The organism is Paraburkholderia steynii (assembly GCF_900100565.1).
Taxonomy (GTDB): Bacteria; Pseudomonadota; Gammaproteobacteria; order Burkholderiales; family Burkholderiaceae; genus Paraburkholderia; species Paraburkholderia terrae.
Map to the genome: position 1 here is coordinate 428,056 of NZ_FNDI01000003.1, position 20,319 is coordinate 448,374.

Here is a 20,319-nt window from a genome sequence, read left to right on the forward strand (position 1 = left end):
CTGAATTCCTTGTACGTGGAAGCGAACATTCGCGTCCGCTTTATGCCATCGTCTAAAGCGCAAGCAAGCGCGCGTCGTCGGCCTTCTCGTGGGGAGAACTGAAATCAACATCGCAGTGGAAGACTCACGATTGCGTTGCGCTGAAGCGTCTCAACTCCATGTGCGATTTGTGGATCGCATCGGTTAGGTTCGGGGCGAGATACGGAACAAAGCCCCTTTGGTCTTTTCTGGCTGGCGAGAATGTGCAGTGTGCGTGACCTGCCTGAAGCATCGAGTTCAACTGTCGGCAGCGTCTGAGCGTCGCGTCGAAACTGTACGCCTCACGGAACAGCGCCATCTGCAACATACGAGGTGTCGTGTCCAGTCGCGCTGCAACGGCCTCCAGCTTCCATACGTGCCATGGAAACCGGAACATGGCTTGAGTCAGCGCAAGGCCAATGCCGCGCACATTCGAAGAAAGCGCTACCGCGAGAGCATTCCAGTCTGGCTCCGTCTGCGCATCGCTCACGTCCAGGTCGATTTCGAGCCGCCCTGTGACTGCGCCTGTCTCGTCCGGCATCATGCTGACGTCAAACATCTCTTCCCGACAAACGCGGACTTCCTCACCGTGTCTGCAGCAAGTCTCGCGGTGACACTTCGACAAACGGTGTACCCCGCGTTCAGCACGCCAACACAGTGAAAAAGGAAACCGCAGCCCCTTTAGTTCGACGCTGCGAGTCGCGATGAATTCGTATGCCAACACTGCGATCCGTCACTGTGCATCGGAAAGATCAAACCCGATAGTTCCCGCCATCACGCTCGAGCAGTCGCAACAGCGCCGTCCATTCGCGGTCCAGATGCACCGTATCGAGGTAGGCATAGTCGTCGTGCTGCTTGGCCGCGTGCTCACATACTTCGGGCGAAGGAATCACGACCTTCTGCCCCGCCGACAGCGTCGCAACCTGGATTTCGCATGCCTTGTTGAGGTAGTACATACGCGTGAACGCTTCGGCAACCGAACGCCCCGTGGTCAGCAAGCCGTGATTGCGCAGAATCAGATAGTCCTTTTTGCCGATCGAATCGACGATCCGTTCACGCTCATCGAGTTCGAGCGAGATGCCCTCATACTCGTGGTAGGCAACACGGTTATAGAACTGCATGCTGATCTGGTTCAGCGGCAGCAGACCGCATTCCATCGCGGCCACGGCCATGCCATACGTGGTGTGCAAGTGGACGACGCACTCGACGTCGTGTCGCGCCTGATGCAGCGCGCTATGAATCGTAAAGCCGGCCGCGTTCACTTCGAAACGGTCGTCTCCGATCGGATTACCATTCACATCGATCTTCACCAGCGACGACGCAGTGATTTCATCGAAGAACCAGCCGTGCGGATTGATCAGAAACTGGTCGGTGGTGCCGGGCACCCGCGCCGAGATATGCGTGTAGATCAGATCGGTCAATTCGAACTTCGCTGCGAGCCGATAGGCGGCGGCAAGCTGAACACGCGTATCCCATTCCACCTGCGAAATATTCCGTGGCTTGCGGTTGATGTGCGGATCAGTGGTGGAAATCATGCTGAATTCTCTCCAGGTTTATAGATTGCAAGAACGTTGTCAGGCTGCACATCGGATGGATGCATGGCTAACCGTGGTTCGCATAGTTGTTGGGTGAAAGAAAATCTACAGTCCGGCAACGAGCGACGGCACTGCGTCGAACAGATCGCCAACCAGACCGTAGTCCGCGACGCTGAAAATCGGCGCTTCTTCGTCCTTGTTGATTGCGACGATGACCTTCGAGTCCTTCATGCCAGCGAGATGCTGGATCGCGCCGGAGATGCCGACTGCGATGTACAACTGCGGCGCGACGATCTTGCCGGTTTGACCAACCTGATAGTCGTTGGGCACGTAGCCAGCGTCGACGGCTGCGCGCGATGCGCCTAGCGCCGCCTGTAGTTTGTCTGCGAGTGGTTCGAGAACCTTCGTATAGTTTTCGCCGCTGCCCAGACCACGACCGCCCGACACGATGATGTTCGCCGACGTCAGTTCCGGACGATCCAGCTTCGTCACTTCACGGCTCACGAACTGCGAGATGCCCGCGTCAGCCGCTGCGTCGATCTTCTCGATGGATGCGCTGCCGCCTTCTGCTGCGACGGCGTCGAAACCCGTTGCGCGCACCGTAATGACCTTGATCGGATCGTGCGATTGAACCGTGGCGATCGCGTTGCCAGCGTAGATCGGACGCTCGAATGTATCGGCGCTCACCACAGCCGTAATCTCGCTGATCTGCGCGACGTCGAGCTTTGCAGCAATGCGTGGCGCGATGTTCTTGCCGTAGGCCGTCGCCGGCGCGAGGATATGCGAGTAATCCTTGGCAATGTTCAGCACCGTCGCCTCGACGTTTTCCGCGAGACCAGCAGTCAGTTGCGGCGCATCCGCCAGCAGCACCTTCGATACGCCTGCCACCTTCGCAGCCGCATCAGCTGCGCCTTGTGCGTCATGACCCGCAACAAGCACATGAATGTCGCCACCAATCTTCTGCGCGGCAGCAACCGTATTGAGCGTCGCTGCCTTCAGCGCCGCGTTGTCGTGTTCAGCAATTACCAGAATCGTCATGTTCTTTCCTGTACTTCAGAGAACTTTGGCTTCGGTCTTGAGCTTCTCGACCAGCGCGGACACATCGGCCACCTTCACGCCAGCGGAACGCTTCGGCGGCTCGCTGACCTTGAGCGTCTTCAGACGCGGCGTGACATCGACGCCGAGTTCCTCGGGCTTCACGACTTCCAGCGGCTTCTTCTTCGCCTTCATGATGTTCGGCAGCGTCACGTAGCGCGGCTCGTTCAGGCGCAGATCGGTCGTGATCACAGCCGGAAGCGTGAGCGACAGCGTTTCCGCGCCGCCATCCACTTCACGCGACACCGTCGCCTTGCCATCCGCCACGACAACCTTCGACGCAAACGTCGCTTGCGGAAAACTCGCCAGCGCGGCCAGCATCTGGCCCGTCTGATTGGAATCGTCGTCGATGGCCTGCTTGCCGAGAATCACCAGCGAAGGTTGTTCCCTGTCGACCAGTGCCTTCAAAAGCTTCGCCACGGCCAGCGGTTGAAGTTCCTCATTCGACTCGATCAACACAGCGCGATCCGCCCCAATCGCCAGAGCCGTGCGCAGCGTTTCCTGACACTGCGCGACGCCGCAAGACACAGCAACAACCTCGCTGACAACACCCGCTTCCTTCAACCGCACCGCCTCTTCAACAGCGATTTCATCGAACGGATTCATCGACATCTTCACGTTCGCAATGTCGACGCCCGTGTTGTCCGACTTCACGCGGACCTTCACGTTGTAGTCAACCACTCTCTTGACTGGAACCAGAATCTTCATCCCTTGCAACTCCGCTATTCCGCATCACACAAAAACGGCGAAAAATTGGAACTTAGAAAATTTTTCGCCTATAGGTATAGTCACTCATACTTACCGAAAGCCACCTCGCCCAGGCTCGATAGAATCCGCATATTTCCTTAAAAATCAATGCAATATATGGAATTAGCAAGCGTCGTCACCGATCCGGAAACACAAAGTTAATTTGTTCGTGTTGACAGCACTGTAGGACGTCACTCATCATATGTCAACGATCAAAAATAACCGGTTCGACGCTGTCGGAGACGGATGGCGAAGACCTCGACTGGACGGCCAAAACGCCATCCAGAATGCATCACCCGAATTGTTTCGCCGGGCACGCCCCGGCGCATGTCATGGTTTTAAACAGGAGAGTCATGGTGGCCAGTCACGACAAGGCGCGAGTGGGCGTTGATATCGGTGGAACCTTCACCGACGTTGCGCTGGAACTTGGTGGAGAACTGTTTTCCACGAAGATCCTCACGGATTACACGGCGCCCGAGCGCGCCATCATCAAAGGCATCGGCATCGTCGCCGACAAGGCCGGCATCGCGCTGAAGGACATCGGCGTCATCATCCACGGCACCACGCTCGCCACCAACGCGCTCATCGAACGGCGCGGCGCAAGGACGGCATTCGTCACCACACAAGGGTTCCGCGACACGATCGAAATGCGGACCGAAAACCGCTTCGAACAATATGATCTGAATATCAAGCTCCCGCCTCCGCTGATCGAACGCTGCGATCGTTTTACGCTCGGCGAACGTATCGACGCGCAAGGCGGCGTCCTGCTCGCGCCGACGGAAGCCGAGATCGAGACCATTGTCGATCGCATCGAGCGGGGCGGCTATGAAAGTGTCGCTGTCGGCTTCATTCATGCGTATGTGAACGGCGTACACGAACGTATGGTGCGCGAAGCGATTGAACGACGTCTACCGCATGTCTCCGTATCGATTTCTAGCGAGGTATCGCCGCAGATTCGCGAGTTCGAACGTTTCAACACGGTCTGCGCAAACGCGTACGTGCGCCCGATCATGAAGTCCTACCTGGACCGCCTGCTCGGCAAGGTCCGTGAAGCCGGCGCGCTGTGCCCGATCTTCATCATTCACTCGGGTGGCGGCATCGTCTCGATCGAAAGCGCGTCCGAGTTTCCCGTGCGTCTCGTGGAGTCGGGTCCGGCTGGCGGCGCGATTTTCGCTGCGCACATCGCTGCACGCTACGATCTGAATACCGTTCTTTCGTTCGACATGGGCGGCACGACTGCGAAAATCTGCCTGATCGACGATCTGACGCCGAAGACGGCCAACACCTTCGAAGTGGCCCGCACTTATCGCTTCAAGAAGGGCAGCGGCATGCCGATCTCGATCCCCGTGGTGGAAATGGTGGAGATCGGCGCGGGCGGCGGTTCGATTGCATCGCTCGACGTGATGCGTCAGATCCGTGTCGGCCCGCACAGTGCCGCATCCGAACCCGGCCCTGCCTGCTACCAGCGCGGCGGCAAGCAGCCGACCGTCACCGATGCCGATCTGTTGCTGGGCCGCCTCGATCCCTCCAACTTCGCAGGCGGCTCGATCCTGCTTTCCATCGACAACGCCGCAAGCGCGATGCTCAGCGAGGTAGGCGGCTCGATCAACCTCAATGCCGAGGAAACGGCCTACGGCGTAGCCGAAGTCGTCGACGAGAACATGAGCAATGCGGCTCGCGTGCATGCCGTCGAAAGCGGCAAGGACATCAGCGGCTACACGATGATCACGTTCGGCGGCGCGGGCCCGCTGCACGCCGCGCGTCTGTGCGAAAAGAGCGGCATCAAAAAGTTCATCGTGCCGCCCGGCGCGGGCGTTGGCTCGGCGATCGGCTTTTTGCGCGCGCCGTTCGGCTATGAAAGCGTGCGTAGCGCCAGCATGCGCTTCAATGACTTCGACGCCGACGCGCTCAACCGGATCGTCGATCAGTTGTGTACGGAAGCCGTACATTTCGCGCGTCAGGGCTCGGGTGAAGCCGAGCCCGTCGTCGAAATCAAGGCCTTCATGCGCTATGTCGGTCAAGGCTGGGAAATTCCCGTGACCATCGCGCACAGCCGTTTCACTGCCGACGATCGCGCGACCTTCACGGAATCGTTCACCAAGGCTTATACGCAGTACTTCGGCCGTCCCATCGATGGTCTCGACGTTGAAATCGTCAGCTGGGCAGTTAAGGCAAGTTCGCCGATGCCGCCTGTCGAACGTCTGCAACTCGTGACATCACGCGACACGGTGATCGCGCCGAAGTCTCGCAGGATCTTCGATGCAGCGCTGCATCGCTTCGTCGATGCGGCCATTGTCGAACGTGCGTCGCTGAAGGTCGGCGAAAGCGTGACGGGCCCCGCGATCATCGTCGAACCCGAAACGTCGACGCTCGTCACGTCTTCCTTCGATGCGACGGTGCAGCCCGACGGCTGCCTGCTCGTGGTCGCCAAAGAACTGAACGCCGCCCAGTAATCAGGAGTAGAACCATGTCTCTCAGCAATCTCGACACCATTCACATGCAGGTGATGTGGAACCGCCTGATCTCCGTCGTCGAAGAACAGGCGATGGCCCTGATCCGAACGGCGTTCAGCACCAGCGTGCGCGAGGCCGGCGACCTCTCGGCCGGTATCTTCGACAAGCGCGGCCGCATGCTCGCGCAAGCGGTCACAGGTACGCCGGGTCACGTGAATACGATGGCCGAGGCCGTCGAGCACTTCATGAATGCAATCGGCGTGGACCGCATGTATGAAGGCGACGTCTATCTGACCAATGACCCCTGGAAAGGTACCGGCCATCTGCATGACTTCACGGTGGTGGCGCCGTCATTTCTCAATGGCGAACTGATCGGCTACTTCGCGAGCACCGCACACGTGGTGGATATCGGCGGACGCGGCTTTGGTCCAGACTCGCGCGAAATCTACGAGGAAGGCCTTTTCATTCCGATCATGAAGCTGATCGAGCGTGGCGAAGTCAACCGCGATCTGATCAATATTGTGCGCAACAACGTGCGCGAAGCCGACAAGGTCGTGGGCGATCTTTATGCGCTTGCCTCGTGCAATGAGACTGGCCACAAGCGCCTGCTCGAGATGCTCAAGGAATTCGATCTGAAGGATGTCGAAGGCATTGGCGAGTTCATTCTTGCGCGCAGCCGCGAAGCGACGCTGGAACGTATCGCTGCACTGCCCAAGGGCGTCGAGACCAACGACATGACGCTCGACGGCTACGACACACCCGTCAAGCTCAACGTCACGCTCACCGTCGCCGACGATCATCTGCTGGCGGACTTTGCGGGTACGTCGCCGGCGAGCCCGTTCGGCATCAACGTTCCGTTGCTGTACGCCAAAGCCTATGCGTGCTACGGCCTCAAATGCATCATCGCGCCGGAAGTGCCGAACAATGCCGCGTCGCTCGAACCGTTCCGAGTTCAGGCACCCGAAGGCTGCATCCTCAACGCGCAACGCCCGAGTCCGGTTGCCGTGCGCCACGTGCTGGGCCACTTCGTGCCCGATCTGGTGCTGGGGGCGTTGCACAAGATCCTGCCGGACCGCGTGCCCGCCGAAGGTTCGGGAGCGCTCTGGAATCTGCATGTCAGCGCACGTCCCGTGCGCGAAGATTCGGGCCTGAAAGGCAGCGAAATCCTGATGTTCAACAGCGGCGGCACGGGCGCGCGCGCTGAACTGGATGGCCTGTCGGCCACCGCGTTTCCGAGCGGCGTACACGCGATGTCGGTTGAAGCGACGGAACAGGTCGGGCCGATTGTCGTGTGGCGCAAGGAAATGCGCTCGGGCTCGGGCGGCGCCGGCAAACTGCGCGGCGGTCTGGGCCAGATCGTCGAGATTGGTCCGCGCGCCGGCTACCACTTCCGCTTCAACGCGATGTTCGATCGCATCGATCATCCCGCGCGCGGACAGTCCGGCGGCAAGTCGGGCGCGCCAGGTCAGGTCACGCTATCGGACGGCACGAAAATGAAGGGCAAAGGCACGCAGACGGTTGCCGAACATGAACGCGTCGTGCTGTCGCTGCCTGGCGGCGGCGGCGTCGGTGTGCCCGCCGAGCGTGAACGTGAAGCCCTGCTTCGCGACATCCGCAACGAATACATCTCTGAAGCTCAGTTGCGGGACGACTACGGTGTCACGCCCGACGCGCTGAACGCAGCGAACCACCAGTAAGGAGCCACGCATGACCGACATTTCCAAGCCTCCATTCAAGAACATCCTGATTACAGGTGCCGGTGGCGCGCTCGGCTCCGTGCTGCGCGAGTCGCTGCGGCCGTATGCGGAAACGCTCAGTCTGAGTGATCGCCAGTCATTGGGCGAAGTACGCAAGAACGAAAAGCACTTCATCTGCGATCTTGCCGACCGCGATGCCGTGTTCGACATGCTCAAGGGCGTCGACATGGTGATCCATATGGGCGGCGCGCCGCGCGAAAACACGTTTCAGGTGATTCTGGATTCGAACATCGTCGGCAGCTACAACATCTACGAAGGCGCACGGCAAGCGGGCGTGAAGCGTGTCATCTACGCGAGCTCGGTGCATGCAATCGGTTTCTACGAATGCACGCAAACCATCGACGCCAACTCGCCGCAACGACCGGACAGCTTGTACGGCGTCAGCAAGACCTTCGTCGAGAACCTGTCGCGCTACTACTTCGACAAGTTCGGCATTGAATCGGTTTGTCTGCGCATTGGTTCGTGCTTCCCGAAACCCGTTGACCGCCGCATGCTGGCGACGTGGCTCTCCTACGACGACTTTTCGCATCTGTGCATCCAGTCGATCATGACGCCGAGCGTCGGTCACATGATCGTGTATGGCAATTCGAACAACAGCGCGAACTTCTGGGACAACACGCAGGCTGGCTATCTGGGCTATCGCCCGAAGGACTCGGCCGATGCGTATCGCGCCGAAGTCTATGCGAACACGCCTGTGGGCGACCCGCGACATCCCGCCGTGCGCTTTCAGGGCGGTCAGTTCGCTGCCGACGGCCACTTCGAAGACTCGAAGACGAAGTAAGCGCGCTACCTGACCGACTTTCTGGAAACACTGAGATGGCACAGCAAGCATCAAAGCAGCACTACGACGTCGTGATCGTGGGCGGCGCGGTCGTCGGCAGCGCGACCGCGTATTTTCTGGCGAAGAACCCGGACTTCAACGGTTCAGTTCTGGTCGTCGAGCGGGACTGGACCTATGCGCAATCCGCGACGGCCCTGTCGAGTGCGTCGATCCGTCATCAATTCTCTAACCCGCTGAACATCCGGATTTCGCAGTTCGGCACCGAGTTCATCCGCAACTTCCACGAACTCGTTGCGGTCGAGGGCGACGCACCCGAACTCGGGTTCAAGGAAAACGGCTACCTGTACCTCGGCGACGCAAAGGGCGCGCCGATGTTCGAGCGCAACTACGCGACCCAGCGCGAAAACGGCGCCGATGTCGTGTTGCTCGATCAGGACAAGTTGAAAGCGCGTTTTCCGTGGCTGAATACGGAAGGACTGGTCAACGGCGTCTATGGACAAAGCGGCGAAGGCTGGTTCGACAGCTACGGGCTGCTTCAAGGTATGCGGCGCAAAGCCCGCTCGATGGGTATCGAATACATCGAAAACGAAGTGGTCGACGTGGTGCGCGAAGGCGACAGGATTACGGGTGTGACGCTCAAGAGCGGCGAAACTATCGGTTGCGGTTTGATGGTGAATGCCGCAGGCACGCGCGGCCCCGCGATGGCGCGTCTTGCCGGACTCGAGATTCCCGTCGAGCCGAGAAAGCGCTGTCTGTTCGTGTTCGACTGCCGCACGCCGCTGCAAGGCACGGTGCCGCTCACCATCGACACGACGGGCATCTTCTTTCGTCCCGAAGGACAGTACTACCTGACGGGCTGCTATCCCGATCCCGACCCGCTGGCAGACGTGAACGACTTCGACGTGATCCATTCCGAGTTCGAAGAAGTCATCTGGCCCGCACTAGCTGAGCGCGTACCCGCGTTCGAGGCGATCAAGGTCGTCAACGCGTGGGCCGGTCACTACGACTTCTGCATGCTGGATCACAATGCGATAGTCGGACCGCATCCAGAGGTCGAGAACTTCCTGTTCGCCAACGGATTCAGCGGACATGGCTTGCAACAGTCGCCCGCCATTGGACGCGGGCTGAGCGAACTGATCACGTACGGCCAATTCCGATCGCTCGATCTTGCACCGCTCGGCTATGAACGCGTGGTCGAGAACAAACCTTTCCTCGAAGAAGGTGTGATCTGAATGCGTCGCCCATTGATCAAAGGCAGATAACATGACTTCCCATTCCTATCAGACCGCGCTGGTCACTGGCGCGTCCAGCGGCATCGGACGCGCGATTGCACAACGGCTCGTCAACGACGGGCTCAAGGTCTACGCGCTCGGCCGCGACGCCGAAGCGCTCGATGCGCTTGCGAGCGAGTGCGACGTCACGCCGATCGCGCTCGACCTGCAGGACACGACGCCTTTGCGCGATCTGTTTGCGCGTACCGAAATCGACGTCGTCGTCAACAACGCGGGGCTGCTGCCGGCGCTTGCAAAGTTCGCTGAGAGCGAACTTGCGGATATCGACCGCATGATCGATATCAATCTGCGCGCGCCGCTGCGCCTCGCGCACATGGCGCTCGACGGCATGATCCAACGCAGGCGCGGACATCTGTTCTTCGTTGGCTCCAGTGCCGGGCGATTCCCGCATCCGAACACCGCCGTCTATGGCGCAACGAAGGCCGGCATCAGCATGTTCTGCGATTCGCTGCGTTGCGATCTGCTCGGCACGAAGGTTCGCGTCACGGAGATCGCGCCTGGCCGCGTGCAAACGAGCCTCTATCGCACGGCGCTCGGCGCAGAAGGCGCGAACGAAAAGCTGTACGACGCTTATCGCTCGATTCAGCCTGAAAACATCGCCGAACTGATCGCGACGGCCATCGCGCTGCCAGAAGCCGTCGACGTGTCGCGCATGGAAGTGTTCCCGACCGATCAGGCAGCAGGCGGCTCGCAGATTGTCTCCGTCAAGTAATCCACATACTGCCCTACAGGACATATTCGAATCATGAAGAATCAACGAGTCGTTATCGTCGGCGGCGCTTCTGGCCTTGGTCTGTCCGTCGCCAAGCTGATGCTCGCAGATGGCGCCGAAAGCATTGCGCTGATCGACAAGAACGGTCCGCTGCTCGACGAAACCGTCGGCGCGCTGAAGGCGCAGGGTCACACGGTTTTTGGCGCGGTCGGCGACATCACGCGCAAGGACTCCGCGCAGGAAGTGTTTCGCGCGGCGCTCGAAGCGCTGGGGCGTGTCGATTGCCTGATCAATAGCGCGGCAATTTATCCGCGCCGCCCTATCCTCGAGATTTCCGATGACGAGTGGGATCTGGAAAATGCCGTGAATATCAAGGGCACCTATCACATGATGGTTGCCGCGATAGAACACATGCGCAGCCGTGCGAAGGTCGAACCGCATGTCGCGGGCCGCATCGTGAACATCACATCTGTCGATGCGTTCAAGGCGCATCCGCAGAACGCGCATTACGCTGCGACTAAAGCCGCTGTCGTGAGCCTGACGAAATCGTTCGCGCAGGAAGTGGCGAAGGACGGCATTCTCGTGAACTCCGTCGCGCCCGCCGGCTTTGCAACCGACAAGGCAAAGAAGGCTGGCTTCCTCGGCGAACTCGCCGCTGCCAATCCGCTGGGCCGCGCGGCCGAACCCGAAGAAATCGCGCAATGGGTCGTCATGATGGCGAGCGCGCGCAACACCTATGCGACGGGCGAAAACGTCATCGTCAGCGGCGGTTATATCTACGCTTGAGTCATATCAAGGATTCGCCCCGCCCCGTTCGCGGGCGGGCAACGACAGGCCGCGACTGTGGTAGAGTCATAATATGTCATACGGCGCAGGTCAGACCCGTTCCACCCACGCCGGCGCGGTACGCCTGCAGCCGAGAATTGCAGAGCACTCCTGATCCGGTGTGAGTACACGGAATGACTCTGGACGCTGAAACCCTCCTTAAGAACGCGGCGAGCACTGGCAAGCGCCGCAGCCTGACCGAACTGGTCATCCAGGCACTGAACGACAAGATCGACCGCGGCGAATATGCGCCGGGTGCCAAGCTCCCAACCGAACCCGAACTCTGCAATGAATTTAGCGTCAGCCGCACTGTCGTGCGCGAAGCCGTTGCATCGCTGAAACTGGGACGCCGGCTCATTGCGCGCCACGGCGTTGGTGTGTTCGTTTCGGAGACACCCGGCCAATCCGGTGAAATGGGCTTTATCGACACCACGACGCTGAACAACTCGATGCATGTGCTCGAACTGCGTATCGGCGTCGAGACGGAATGCGCGGCCTATGCGGCGTTGCGCCGATCAGAGCATCATCTGCGGGCACTCAAGGAAGTGTATGCACGCATGGAAATCGTTGCCGCGGACGATGATGCTGAATGCGCACGCGCGGACTTCGAATTTCATCTCGCTGTCGCGACCTGCTCCGAGAACCCACACTTCACTTCGATTCTTCGCTCGCTAGGCCAGGAGATCATCATCGACCTGCGTCTCAAGCATGGAAAAGCGAACGCCAAGGAACGGAAGACGTACATCAGGCGCATTCAGCGTGAGCACGCCGATATCCTTGACGCGATCGAACGGCAGGATGAAACGGCAGCGCGGCGCGCGATGCGACGTCATCTGAACGAGAGTCTGGAGCGCTATCACCATCTTTCGAGTACGCGCAGCGAGTAGTCTGGCGCGACGTGCTCTCGACTTCTTCAAGAACAAACGCCGGATGAACGGTGCGTCGCGTGACGCTACTATTCATCCGGCGTTCTGATTCGAACACGGCGGCCCGTCAGTTCTGCAAGGCCTCAACCTTGTCGCCAACGGCGACTGCTTGCGGCACCCACTTCCCGCCGATCACCTTGTAGAACGTCGCGGCGGGATCTTTCATATCGCCGTTTTGCAAGAAAGCGATATTGCCCGACACCCCTTCGAACGCAACCGATTTAATGAGCGGACCATACACTTTCGGGTCGGTCGAGTTCGCTTTCTGCATCGCGTTGATCAGAACCCACGTCGCGTCATATGCGGAAGGCGAGTAAGCCACGACGCCTTCGTTGTATTTCGCCTTCATCTTGTTGTCGAACTCCTTGCCGGCCTTCAGCCTCGACAACGGTACGCCGTAGTCCCATGAAACGGCACCCTCGGCGCTATCGCCCGCGACCTTCAGGAACGTCTCGTTTTCGAAGCTGCCGCCGCCAAGCAAGGTCGCCTTGATGCCGAGCTGCCGCATCTGTTTGATCAGCATGCCCGCCTGTTGATCGAGCCCGCCCCAGAAAATGACATCCGGGTTGAAGGACTTCATCCGCGTGAGCTGGGACTTGAAATCAACGGCCTTATCGGTCGAAAACTCGCGATCGACGACTTTCCCGCCTGCCGCTTCCACGCCTTTGACGAACTCGTCTGCCATGCCCTGCCCGAACGCCGTGCGGTCGTCGATCACGGCAATGCTCTTGCCCTTCAACGCCTGAACGGCTGAATGACCCGCAAGCTGGCCCATCTGCGAATCGGAGTTGGTGACACGGAATACCGTCTTGAAGCCCTGCGACGTGAGCATCGGATTCGTTGCCGTGGGTGACACCATCGGGATGCCCGCGTTGTAGTAGATCCGCGAGGCCGGAATGCTCGTGCCTGAATTGAAGTGACCCACGATCCCCACGACCTTCGAGTCGACCATTTTCTGCGCGACCTGCGAGCCCATGCGCGGGTCACCCTGGTCATCTTCTGCATCGATTGCGAAATGCACCGGCTGCCCGCCGATGACGAGTTTTTTCGCGTTCGCGTCGTCGATTGCAAGCTCGACGCCGCGCTTCAGATCCACCCCGTAGTGAGCGGACGCCCCCGTCAACGGGGCGGCGAAGCCGATCGTCACGTCCCCCGCATGAGCGGCCGGGGCGACGAGCAATGCCCCGGCGGCCAGGCTCGCGGCGAACACGACATTTTTGAGTTGATACGGGATGTTCATCTGATTCCTCTGCGAATTTCGACAGGTTGAAAAAGAGGTGTCAGGTCTGGGCACGCCCGCCCCAGCTCGGTGCGAACCACCGGCCACGCTTCGAAACCCGACCGCATACCTATCAAGGTATTAGGTGAGACGTCATATGTCAATGGATCAAAAAGGCCGGCTGGACCAGGGTTTTCGAGAGGCATCGGAGAGCGGCCCGCGATGCGTTCAGGTCGCGCCGCGTGGCGGAACCTGCTTCGGGGCATTAAAGGTACTGGGGGGGTTCTGCGGGGAACGTGCGGGACACCGGCACGCTTTTATCTGGCATCAGGGATGGGGCCACCCTCATGGGCAGCCCCTGTTCTATTTATTGAACCGATACCCGGAATCGCCGCTTTGTCAGCGACACGACGCGCCACGCGACTGAGTCGAAGTCAAGCGTCGAAAGTCATCAGCCATCCCGGTCAGTCATCCTCTCCCAGTCCCGGAAGAGGCCGGGTGCCCTCCAAACGAACGGACTGCAACGATGCCGGGTCCACGCCGAGTGCGCGCAAGATGGTGGGTGCAACCTGCGTGGTGGTTACACGGCGATCGACATGCCGCTCATGGTGATGTCCATCGGGATACGCGACGATCAGGCCGAGATGACTGTCGTCCGGCGCGTTCCCGCCATGCTCCTCGTCTTTCGCTTTGCTCGATGTGTAGATAACACCGGGGTTGGGTTGCACGATGATATCGGGCGTGCGTCCGGATGCCGGGTCACCAAATTGCGCCGCGAGCCGCGGTCCCGAAAGGATGTACGCCTGCGGCCCATCCGCGCAGATTCCTGGTGCGTTACAACCCAGGTTCGCCTTCAGCGTCGACACGACATCCTGAACCTGGCTCTGATCTCGCAACCAGATGAGACCGACATCGTCGGTTTGCGCGAGGCCTGTGCCGACCAGACCCGTCCCGTCATTCAGGTTCCCCGTCGTCGTGCTGTTCTGTCCAAAGTGGCCGTTCGGATCGAGGTAGTTATGCGCTTCGAGCAGGCTCACCAGCATGTCGCCGTTCTTGACCAGCTTGGTGTGGTCGCTGGGCGACTGGCCGTGCTTGGCCGTTACGATCACCATCGTCGACTTCGCGAGATCTTTCGACTTCAGCGCATCGACCATCTTGCCGAGCGCATCGTCAACGTAGCCGATAGCAGCCGCCACCTGCTTGCCCGGCGTAAAGCTCGCGTCGAGATAGCCGCCGCCAGACGCGACGGGCGCCTTCTGCGCCACACTCAATGTCTGAAAGTTTGTACCAAACAACGTCGGCACAGCCGCGTTTTGCTGGCCCGTCGAGTCCTTGCCGTCGATCTCATTGATGATGGACTGAACATGCAGGTTATCGAACTGTTCGGTATGCGCGTACGCGTCGGTGTAGTTCGTGCCCGTCGCCGGATCGATCGAGTTGATCTCGGTACGCGACAGATCGTCGACGCCCTTGCCTGACGGACCATTTAGCCAGTCATAGCCCCATGCATGCTTGTCGGCCCATGCAGTACGGGCACCATGCAAATGCTGCTTGACTGCCTCGAAGATCGTGTTGGTCTTCACATAGTTATGTGGATAAACCGGCACGCACACGCCATTTGTCTTGGCATGGGGAATCGCTTGCGGATTAAAAGCGCCTCCGCCGTCGAGATGCGTAAGCGCGCCGCCGTTCTCTGCGTCTATTCCCGTCGTTTCGTCGAATACGACATTCCAACCCTGCTTGCCCTGGCAAGTCGTGTCTGACGGCGCATAGAGCGTGCGATCGTACGAAACGTCATAGAACAGTCCAGCCGATTTCGGCGAGCCACCCGTCACCAGTGCCGCCAGACCGGGAAACGAGTCGGAGAGCCCGGGTGTATAAGCATTGGAGTACGTTACGCCGGACTTCGCCAGTAAAGCCATATTCGGACACGTATTAGCGGCGATGCAACGCGCCACATCCTGCTCGTGGAGACCGTCCACACTGATCAGCAAAACACGCCGCACGTCGTTGTCGCGATGTTCGTGATCGTGCTCCTTATCATCGCCAGCATGAACGACCATCGGAACCGCAATCGTTGCCGCCAGGATGCCTGCTCCCATTTGCCTGATAAGACGACTCATCTCCACCTCACTGAATGTTTTGAATTCGAAGTTATTACAGCGAGGTAATGTGCTCGTTTAATACGTCGTCGCGATGACTTTTCCCTTTCGTTTTGCCCAATTCATGAGAATGAAAATCATGATCCACAAAGAGAACTGTGGCGCCGAGTAATGCCGAAAAGTACTTCGGATATGGGTACGTCATCGAACTCGCTAATGTTGCCCACTGAATATTTCAATAGACGGAGCGTCAATAACACGATAACGAATTCGTAATTAGACGGTCAGTGCTGCGATAACTCACGTCACTAGAATGGTCTTCGTGGAAACAACCACTTCCTCAATACCTAGGAGGGTCATCATGAAACTACCAGCCTTGTTCGCGGCCACCGTGCTCGGTCTTGCATTCGGTGCGAATGCCTTTGCACAAGCAACTCCGCACGGCGTCACGCGTGCCGAAGTGCATGCACAGCTTGTCGAGGCGCAGGCAGATGGGTTAGTGCCTGTTCCCAAAAACGACTATCCGCCTTCTGCCGATACCATCGCACGGAACAAGGAGCTGTATGCAATCCAGCATCACCAATCCGCGAGCGATACCGCATCCGCATCCGGGAACATGGCCGCCCCGCGCGCTGCCTCCGATTGACCGCGTGTGAGCGAAGAGGTCATCGTTACCGCGACGGGCATCACGCCCGTCGCGCTTTGCACTATAAAGAAGGCTCAATCCGGCAAACCAGTCCGGCGCGAGAATCGACCCACGGGTACTCAGAACACGTGTCGAATCCCTACTCGCGCGGCGAATTGATTGGCTGTCGTCGATGGCGCATCCGTGCCCGTGATGAATGCGGTATTCAGAGGTGCCGCAACACCGGTTCCACCGCTCGCGTGCTGATACATCCCTTGAACATAAACATCTGTGCGCGATGACAGATTGTAGTCTGCCATCAAGCCGACCTGATGCCATTTGGGCTTCGAATTGCCGGCCGTACTATCGAAATGACCCAGCGTGTAGCTGTACATAGCGCCCACAAAAGCGTTCTTCACGAACTGATACTTCGCGTTGACCTCGAAGTTATCGAACTTCAGACTGGTCGCGGCGTTCGCAAAGTTCCCCGTGTAGACCGAGCCCGTCGCATCGTTAAGACTCGTATGGCTGTAAGCGAAGCCCAGTATCGTGGAGCCAAGTGTGTAGTTGATGCCTGCACCCCACACCTGTTGCCGGCCCGCGAAGAAGTCCGTATCGTCCGTCGCAAGCGAGCCTCCAGCATTTGCGCCCGGATTGTTGATCTGCATGTATGCCGCAGCGATTGCAACAGGGCCTCCTACGTATTGCGCACCGAGGCTATACGCTCGGTTGTTCGCAAAGCCGCCCGGCTGGTTGCTGAACCCGTAAAGACCGCCGAATGTAAAGCCACCGAGAACGGGACTCGTGTACTTCACGGAATTGTTGAGCCGGAATGAGTTGTCGGTGTTGTCATTGTCGTAGGGGTGTGAAAGCAGATAACCGGCCCAGTTACCATTCGCCGTCAATGGTGCAAGGTAGTCTACGACGGAGTCGTACTGACGACCCAGCGTCACCGCGCCATACCGATCTGAATTCACACCGACGTACGCCTGACGACCGAACATGCGCCCCGACTGTCCCAGTTTTCCGGAGTTCACGTCAAAGCCATTTTCGAGCGTGAAAATAGCCTTCAATCCTCCGCCAAGATCCTCGGAACCGCGCAGCCCCCACCGGCTCCCCTGCGCAAAGCCGCTCTGCATCTGAACTGCCGAATGCCCGCCCGTGTTATTCGTATAGTTCAAACCTTCGTCGATCAAGCCATACAGCGTTACGCTGGTTTGCGCCATTGCTACCGTCGGGACAGCAACACAGCCGAGCGCCGCACCGGCGATCAGGAGCTTCTTCATTTCATCGATTCCTTGATATGTTGGCCAGTCTTCTGTCCATCGCCAGCGTCTCTCGACATCCCGCACAGCGAACCCCTGACCGAAGAAGGCCACACTCTAGGAGCATTAAAATTCCACTCTCTCAGCAATTCAATATTGCTGAAATTCCGTTGCGTCCATTCCACTGCCAGGACACAACACCAGCTTTAAAGAGCCGGCTCGTAACAAGTCTGGTCTCCTAGACCCCGCTCCACACCAGATCTGGATGCATCTGCATGGGGTTTCCCGTCGACCGCTGAGCGTGTTCGAACGACCTCTTCTCGTAAAACCCCGCCACAAAGTCTATAAAGGCGCGGAGGACGATTGGCATATGTCTATGGCTGGAATATAGAAGCCAAACCGTCCATTGACTCTCGCAAAGCTCGGCATCGTTGAGGACCATCCGCAATCTTCCGTCCGACAACTCGTCCATAACGACAGACCTCGGAAGTCGGGCGATTCCCAGTCCAGCACACGCGGCCCTCTTCACCATTAGCGGACCTTGCAAATTCATGATTGGGCGAACCACGACACGCTGCGTTCCATTTCGATCGCGAAACTCCCAATATCGACTCGGGGCATCGGACGCGAGGAGCACATCGTGCGATGCCAGATCGGCAAGTGCTCGTGGCGCGGCATGCCGCTCGAGATACGATGGACTCGCGACAATCACGTCGCACGTTTGCGCGATTGGCTTGCATATGAGCGATGAGTCTTTGAGTCGCCGCGCGGCGTTGAAGCAAATGTCGAAGCCTGCAGGATCTATATCCGACATAGTCTCGAAAACGGACAGTTCGAAACTCATTCGCGGCTGGATACTTCTGTATCCGGTGAGTAAATGCGGGAGATCTGTCGATGCAAACGACGCCGATGCAGAAATACGGAGACAACCGGCAGGTTGCTGCGTCGCGTCTGCAACGCACTCGTCCATTGATTCCAGAAGCTTCATGAGATCAATGGCATATTCCAGATATTGCTTTCCAACTGGCGTCAGCGAAACGTGTCTTGTCGTTCGATTCACGAGCCGAACATCGAGATCCTTCTCAAGCATCGCGACGCCGCGCGTAACGACCGAACTTGACACCCTTAGCTGCTTTGCGGCTTCAGAAAAACTCAGACATTGGGCGATCGTCACAAATATACGGATGGAAGCGAGCTTATTCATTGGAATGGAGCGGAAATCAAAGGATCCGATGGCGTCTCATCCTTTGTCACAAGACGTCAGGTTGCCCGCAAGTTGACACAGGTTTCGACAGGTAGGTATCGAAAGGGTACAGAGGCACGCTTGCGCGTTTCCGTCAAACCGATTACGAACCTGTTATCTTTTTCTCCAGATCCCTGCTCCGCCGGGAGAGACTCGTGCTTCTTCGAGGATTCCCACTATCGAGCCGCATCGAAGACTGAGCCTATTCATCATCGTTTAAGCGATGCTTAAGCAACCTACTAGAGAAATTATAGGTAGATGTACTAGACCGAAATTCTTATCGGAAAGCGCGACGTTATTGGTTTTATTACGCTGCGAGGATCTGTTGTGTTTTTTTCGGTGCGACGTCGTAGCTCAACGGTTACTTTGCAGGGTACGGAGGAAAGGCCGTCCTGGCGAGGACAGGCTCTTGGGAAGATCACAATAGACTGCGGTTAGGCTGGCGCTTTATAACCCATCGTACGTGCGGACAATACTTCGTCTATGTCGAATGCCGCGCCTGCCCACCTGCGCCATGCGCACGACCGACAACTCGAGAGAGCGACACGATTATTGCAAGCGTCGCGAGATACGCGGCAATCTGAATTCCTGCCGGTCTCGCGGTATAGCCAATGAGGGCATGCAGCATCTTTCCGACGACACTGGTCTCCGCGAGCAGCCAGGATGTATCCCACATAGCGTCTCCCAAAGACGGCAAAAGCCCCGCTGATACGAGATAGCCGATGCCCTGACTGGCCATGCCTGCCGCAAGGAGAACGATGAGTGCGTTGGTCACCGAAAAGAGGCGCTTCAGCGGGATCTGAAGCAGTCCGGCATACATGCCTGCGCCGATGCCCACGCCGCCGGCAACGCCCAGCAGGGCACCCAGGACCATCTGGGGAGTTTGACCGGGCTCACCGACTGCAATGCCATAGAGAAACAGAACCGTTTCTGATCCCTCGCGAAGCACGGCCACCCCCACGACTACGGCGAGACCCGTGAGCGGCCGACTGCCGGCTGCGACCGCCTTACCGACCGCGGCAATCTGCTTCGCCATTTCACGACTATGCTTGCCCATCCACACGCTATGCCATGCAAGCATAACGACTGCAACAAACATGACGCAGGCATTGAAGACTTCCTGACCCATTCCGGAAGCCCACGAAGAAATGACATCTGCAAAGACGGCGATGAGGCCGGCACCGACAATCCCGCCAAGCAGGCCGCCACTCACCCACCATCCCCGATGGACAACCCCCTTGGTCGCCGCGAGCACAATCGAGACAACCAACGCTGCTTCAAGAACTTCGCGGAAAACGATAAGCGCAGTAGATAGCATGATCAGATATACATTTATTCGACGGTGGGACGGGTCATGGAATCAGTTCCGTGATACTCGTCGTGGAATTCGTAGAGACGTTTGTCAGTTCCCCAGGGAAATTTCTCGACTCGTCCGCTGAATGCCATGTGCGCGAAGAAGCGAAGACGGACCTGCCAATTGCGGCGAGGAGAAAACGCAAAAGCTCCGTGCGACGCTGTCAGTCCGTAAGGTATTGAAAGCGATAATAAAAGCGATTCTCATCCGATTGCTTAAGTCCCCTGAGCTTGAGTGGTTAAGCCATTTCAGTCTGACAGTGCGACGCGATCCCCTAGCACACCGCTTCTGATTTTCATTCTCAGATCTCGACCACGTTTTCACCGTAAGCACTACGTAATCATATGTTCAGGTTGCTGGAATCAAATGA

At 58.4% G+C, this 20,319-nt stretch carries 17 protein-coding genes; 8 read left to right on the top strand and 9 right to left on the bottom strand.

The features are described from left to right. Positions 1–124: 124 nt before the first annotated feature. The 4 genes from BLT65_RS08355 to BLT65_RS08370 form a co-directional block, all read right to left on the bottom strand. Entirely contained in the window at positions 125–577 is a 453-nt protein-coding gene (locus BLT65_RS08355) for a hypothetical protein (protein ID WP_091776810.1), read from the bottom strand. A 193-nt stretch (positions 578–770) separates the two neighbouring features. After that, a complete protein-coding gene (locus tag BLT65_RS08360) occupies positions 771–1,553 on the bottom strand; it encodes a class II aldolase/adducin family protein (RefSeq protein ID WP_091776812.1) in 783 nt (260 codons plus the stop codon). Between the two features lie 105 nt (positions 1,554–1,658). After that, positions 1,659–2,591 carry an electron transfer flavoprotein subunit alpha/FixB family protein gene (locus BLT65_RS08365; RefSeq protein ID WP_091776814.1) on the bottom strand — a complete coding sequence of 311 codons (933 nt, stop codon included), beginning with the start codon at positions 2,589–2,591 and terminating at the stop codon, positions 1,659–1,661. Positions 2,592–2,606: 15 nt separating this feature from the next. Continuing rightward, the gene (locus BLT65_RS08370) at positions 2,607–3,356 is read right to left on the bottom strand and encodes an electron transfer flavoprotein subunit beta/FixA family protein (RefSeq protein ID WP_091776816.1); all 750 of its coding nucleotides are present in this window, start codon (positions 3,354–3,356) and stop codon (positions 2,607–2,609) included. 392 nt (positions 3,357–3,748) lie between these two features. Here BLT65_RS08370 and BLT65_RS08375 point away from each other — a divergent pair, with 392 nt between their 5' ends. The 7 genes from BLT65_RS08375 to BLT65_RS08405 all read left to right on the top strand — a co-directional run bounded on the left by BLT65_RS08375 (position 3,749) and on the right by BLT65_RS08405 (position 12,102). Then, complete coding sequence (locus BLT65_RS08375) at positions 3,749–5,848, top strand: hydantoinase/oxoprolinase family protein (RefSeq protein ID WP_091776818.1); 2,100 nt, start codon at positions 3,749–3,751, stop codon at positions 5,846–5,848. A 14-nt stretch (positions 5,849–5,862) separates the two neighbouring features. Further along, positions 5,863–7,545: a hydantoinase B/oxoprolinase family protein gene (locus tag BLT65_RS08380; RefSeq protein WP_091776820.1), complete on the top strand. Its 1,683-nt coding sequence runs from the start codon at positions 5,863–5,865 to the stop codon at positions 7,543–7,545. Between the two features lie 10 nt (positions 7,546–7,555). Next, positions 7,556–8,386 carry an NAD-dependent epimerase/dehydratase family protein gene (locus BLT65_RS08385; protein ID WP_091776822.1) on the top strand — a complete coding sequence of 277 codons (831 nt, stop codon included), beginning with the start codon at positions 7,556–7,558 and terminating at the stop codon, positions 8,384–8,386. A 35-nt stretch (positions 8,387–8,421) separates the two neighbouring features. Continuing rightward, positions 8,422–9,618, top strand: coding sequence for an NAD(P)/FAD-dependent oxidoreductase (locus BLT65_RS08390; protein ID WP_091776824.1), 1,197 nt, complete (start codon positions 8,422–8,424; stop codon positions 9,616–9,618). Positions 9,619–9,649: 31 nt separating this feature from the next. Beyond that, complete coding sequence (locus BLT65_RS08395) at positions 9,650–10,390, top strand: SDR family oxidoreductase (protein ID WP_091776826.1); 741 nt, start codon at positions 9,650–9,652, stop codon at positions 10,388–10,390. Between the two features lie 33 nt (positions 10,391–10,423). After that, complete coding sequence (locus BLT65_RS08400) at positions 10,424–11,176, top strand: SDR family NAD(P)-dependent oxidoreductase (RefSeq protein WP_091776828.1); 753 nt, start codon at positions 10,424–10,426, stop codon at positions 11,174–11,176. A 173-nt stretch (positions 11,177–11,349) separates the two neighbouring features. Then, the gene (locus BLT65_RS08405; RefSeq protein WP_091776830.1) at positions 11,350–12,102 is read left to right on the top strand and encodes a FadR/GntR family transcriptional regulator; all 753 of its coding nucleotides are present in this window, start codon (positions 11,350–11,352) and stop codon (positions 12,100–12,102) included. 106 nt (positions 12,103–12,208) lie between these two features. On the opposite strand, the gene BLT65_RS08410 is transcribed toward BLT65_RS08405, so the two are convergent. Together BLT65_RS08410 and BLT65_RS08415 are read right to left on the bottom strand one after the other, a co-directional pair. Beyond that, positions 12,209–13,381: a branched-chain amino acid ABC transporter substrate-binding protein gene (locus BLT65_RS08410; protein WP_091776832.1), complete on the bottom strand. Its 1,173-nt coding sequence runs from the start codon at positions 13,379–13,381 to the stop codon at positions 12,209–12,211. 443 nt (positions 13,382–13,824) lie between these two features. Further along, positions 13,825–15,423: an alkaline phosphatase family protein gene (locus BLT65_RS08415; protein ID WP_244186460.1), complete on the bottom strand. Its 1,599-nt coding sequence runs from the start codon at positions 15,421–15,423 to the stop codon at positions 13,825–13,827. Positions 15,424–15,823: 400 nt separating this feature from the next. Between BLT65_RS08415 and BLT65_RS08420 the strand changes: the two genes are divergently transcribed. Beyond that, the gene (locus BLT65_RS08420) at positions 15,824–16,108 is read left to right on the top strand and encodes a DUF4148 domain-containing protein (RefSeq protein ID WP_091776837.1); all 285 of its coding nucleotides are present in this window, start codon (positions 15,824–15,826) and stop codon (positions 16,106–16,108) included. Positions 16,109–16,227: 119 nt separating this feature from the next. Here the strand turns inward: BLT65_RS08420 and BLT65_RS08425 are convergent, their stop codons facing one another. The 3 genes from BLT65_RS08425 to BLT65_RS08435 form a co-directional block, all read right to left on the bottom strand. Continuing rightward, positions 16,228–17,373: a porin gene (locus BLT65_RS08425; RefSeq protein ID WP_091776839.1), complete on the bottom strand. Its 1,146-nt coding sequence runs from the start codon at positions 17,371–17,373 to the stop codon at positions 16,228–16,230. Positions 17,374–17,590: 217 nt separating this feature from the next. Continuing rightward, entirely contained in the window at positions 17,591–18,556 is a 966-nt protein-coding gene (locus tag BLT65_RS08430) for a LysR family transcriptional regulator (protein ID WP_091776841.1), read from the bottom strand. Between the two features lie 520 nt (positions 18,557–19,076). Further along, positions 19,077–19,913 carry an FTR1 family iron permease gene (locus tag BLT65_RS08435; RefSeq protein ID WP_091776843.1) on the bottom strand — a complete coding sequence of 279 codons (837 nt, stop codon included), beginning with the start codon at positions 19,911–19,913 and terminating at the stop codon, positions 19,077–19,079. Positions 19,914–20,319 lie beyond the last annotated feature (406 nt).

What these genes read in the sequence shown, in the direction of transcription:
- BLT65_RS08425 (WP_091776839.1), bottom strand. Translation starts at nt 17,373, where the DNA reads ATGAAGAAGCTCCTGATCGCCGGTGCGGCGCTCGGCTGTGTTGCTGTC.
- BLT65_RS08390 (WP_091776824.1), top strand. Translation starts at nt 8,422, where the DNA reads ATGGCACAGCAAGCATCAAAGCAGCACTACGACGTCGTGATCGTGGGC.
- BLT65_RS08430 (WP_091776841.1), bottom strand. Translation starts at nt 18,556, where the DNA reads ATGAATAAGCTCGCTTCCATCCGTATATTTGTGACGATCGCCCAATGT.
- BLT65_RS08405 (WP_091776830.1), top strand. Translation starts at nt 11,350, where the DNA reads ATGACTCTGGACGCTGAAACCCTCCTTAAGAACGCGGCGAGCACTGGC.
- BLT65_RS08355 (WP_091776810.1), bottom strand. Translation starts at nt 577, where the DNA reads ATGTTTGACGTCAGCATGATGCCGGACGAGACAGGCGCAGTCACAGGG.
- BLT65_RS08360 (WP_091776812.1), bottom strand. Translation starts at nt 1,553, where the DNA reads ATGATTTCCACCACTGATCCGCACATCAACCGCAAGCCACGGAATATT.
- BLT65_RS08415 (WP_244186460.1), bottom strand. Translation starts at nt 15,423, where the DNA reads ATGGTCGTTCATGCTGGCGATGATAAGGAGCACGATCACGAACATCGC.
- BLT65_RS08400 (WP_091776828.1), top strand. Translation starts at nt 10,424, where the DNA reads ATGAAGAATCAACGAGTCGTTATCGTCGGCGGCGCTTCTGGCCTTGGT.
- BLT65_RS08365 (WP_091776814.1), bottom strand. Translation starts at nt 2,591, where the DNA reads ATGACGATTCTGGTAATTGCTGAACACGACAACGCGGCGCTGAAGGCA.
- BLT65_RS08410 (WP_091776832.1), bottom strand. Translation starts at nt 13,381, where the DNA reads ATGAACATCCCGTATCAACTCAAAAATGTCGTGTTCGCCGCGAGCCTG.
- BLT65_RS08370 (WP_091776816.1), bottom strand. Translation starts at nt 3,356, where the DNA reads ATGAAGATTCTGGTTCCAGTCAAGAGAGTGGTTGACTACAACGTGAAG.
- BLT65_RS08420 (WP_091776837.1), top strand. Translation starts at nt 15,824, where the DNA reads ATGAAACTACCAGCCTTGTTCGCGGCCACCGTGCTCGGTCTTGCATTC.
- BLT65_RS08385 (WP_091776822.1), top strand. Translation starts at nt 7,556, where the DNA reads ATGACCGACATTTCCAAGCCTCCATTCAAGAACATCCTGATTACAGGT.
- BLT65_RS08375 (WP_091776818.1), top strand. Translation starts at nt 3,749, where the DNA reads ATGGTGGCCAGTCACGACAAGGCGCGAGTGGGCGTTGATATCGGTGGA.
- BLT65_RS08435 (WP_091776843.1), bottom strand. Translation starts at nt 19,913, where the DNA reads ATGCTATCTACTGCGCTTATCGTTTTCCGCGAAGTTCTTGAAGCAGCG.
- BLT65_RS08395 (WP_091776826.1), top strand. Translation starts at nt 9,650, where the DNA reads ATGACTTCCCATTCCTATCAGACCGCGCTGGTCACTGGCGCGTCCAGC.
- BLT65_RS08380 (WP_091776820.1), top strand. Translation starts at nt 5,863, where the DNA reads ATGTCTCTCAGCAATCTCGACACCATTCACATGCAGGTGATGTGGAAC.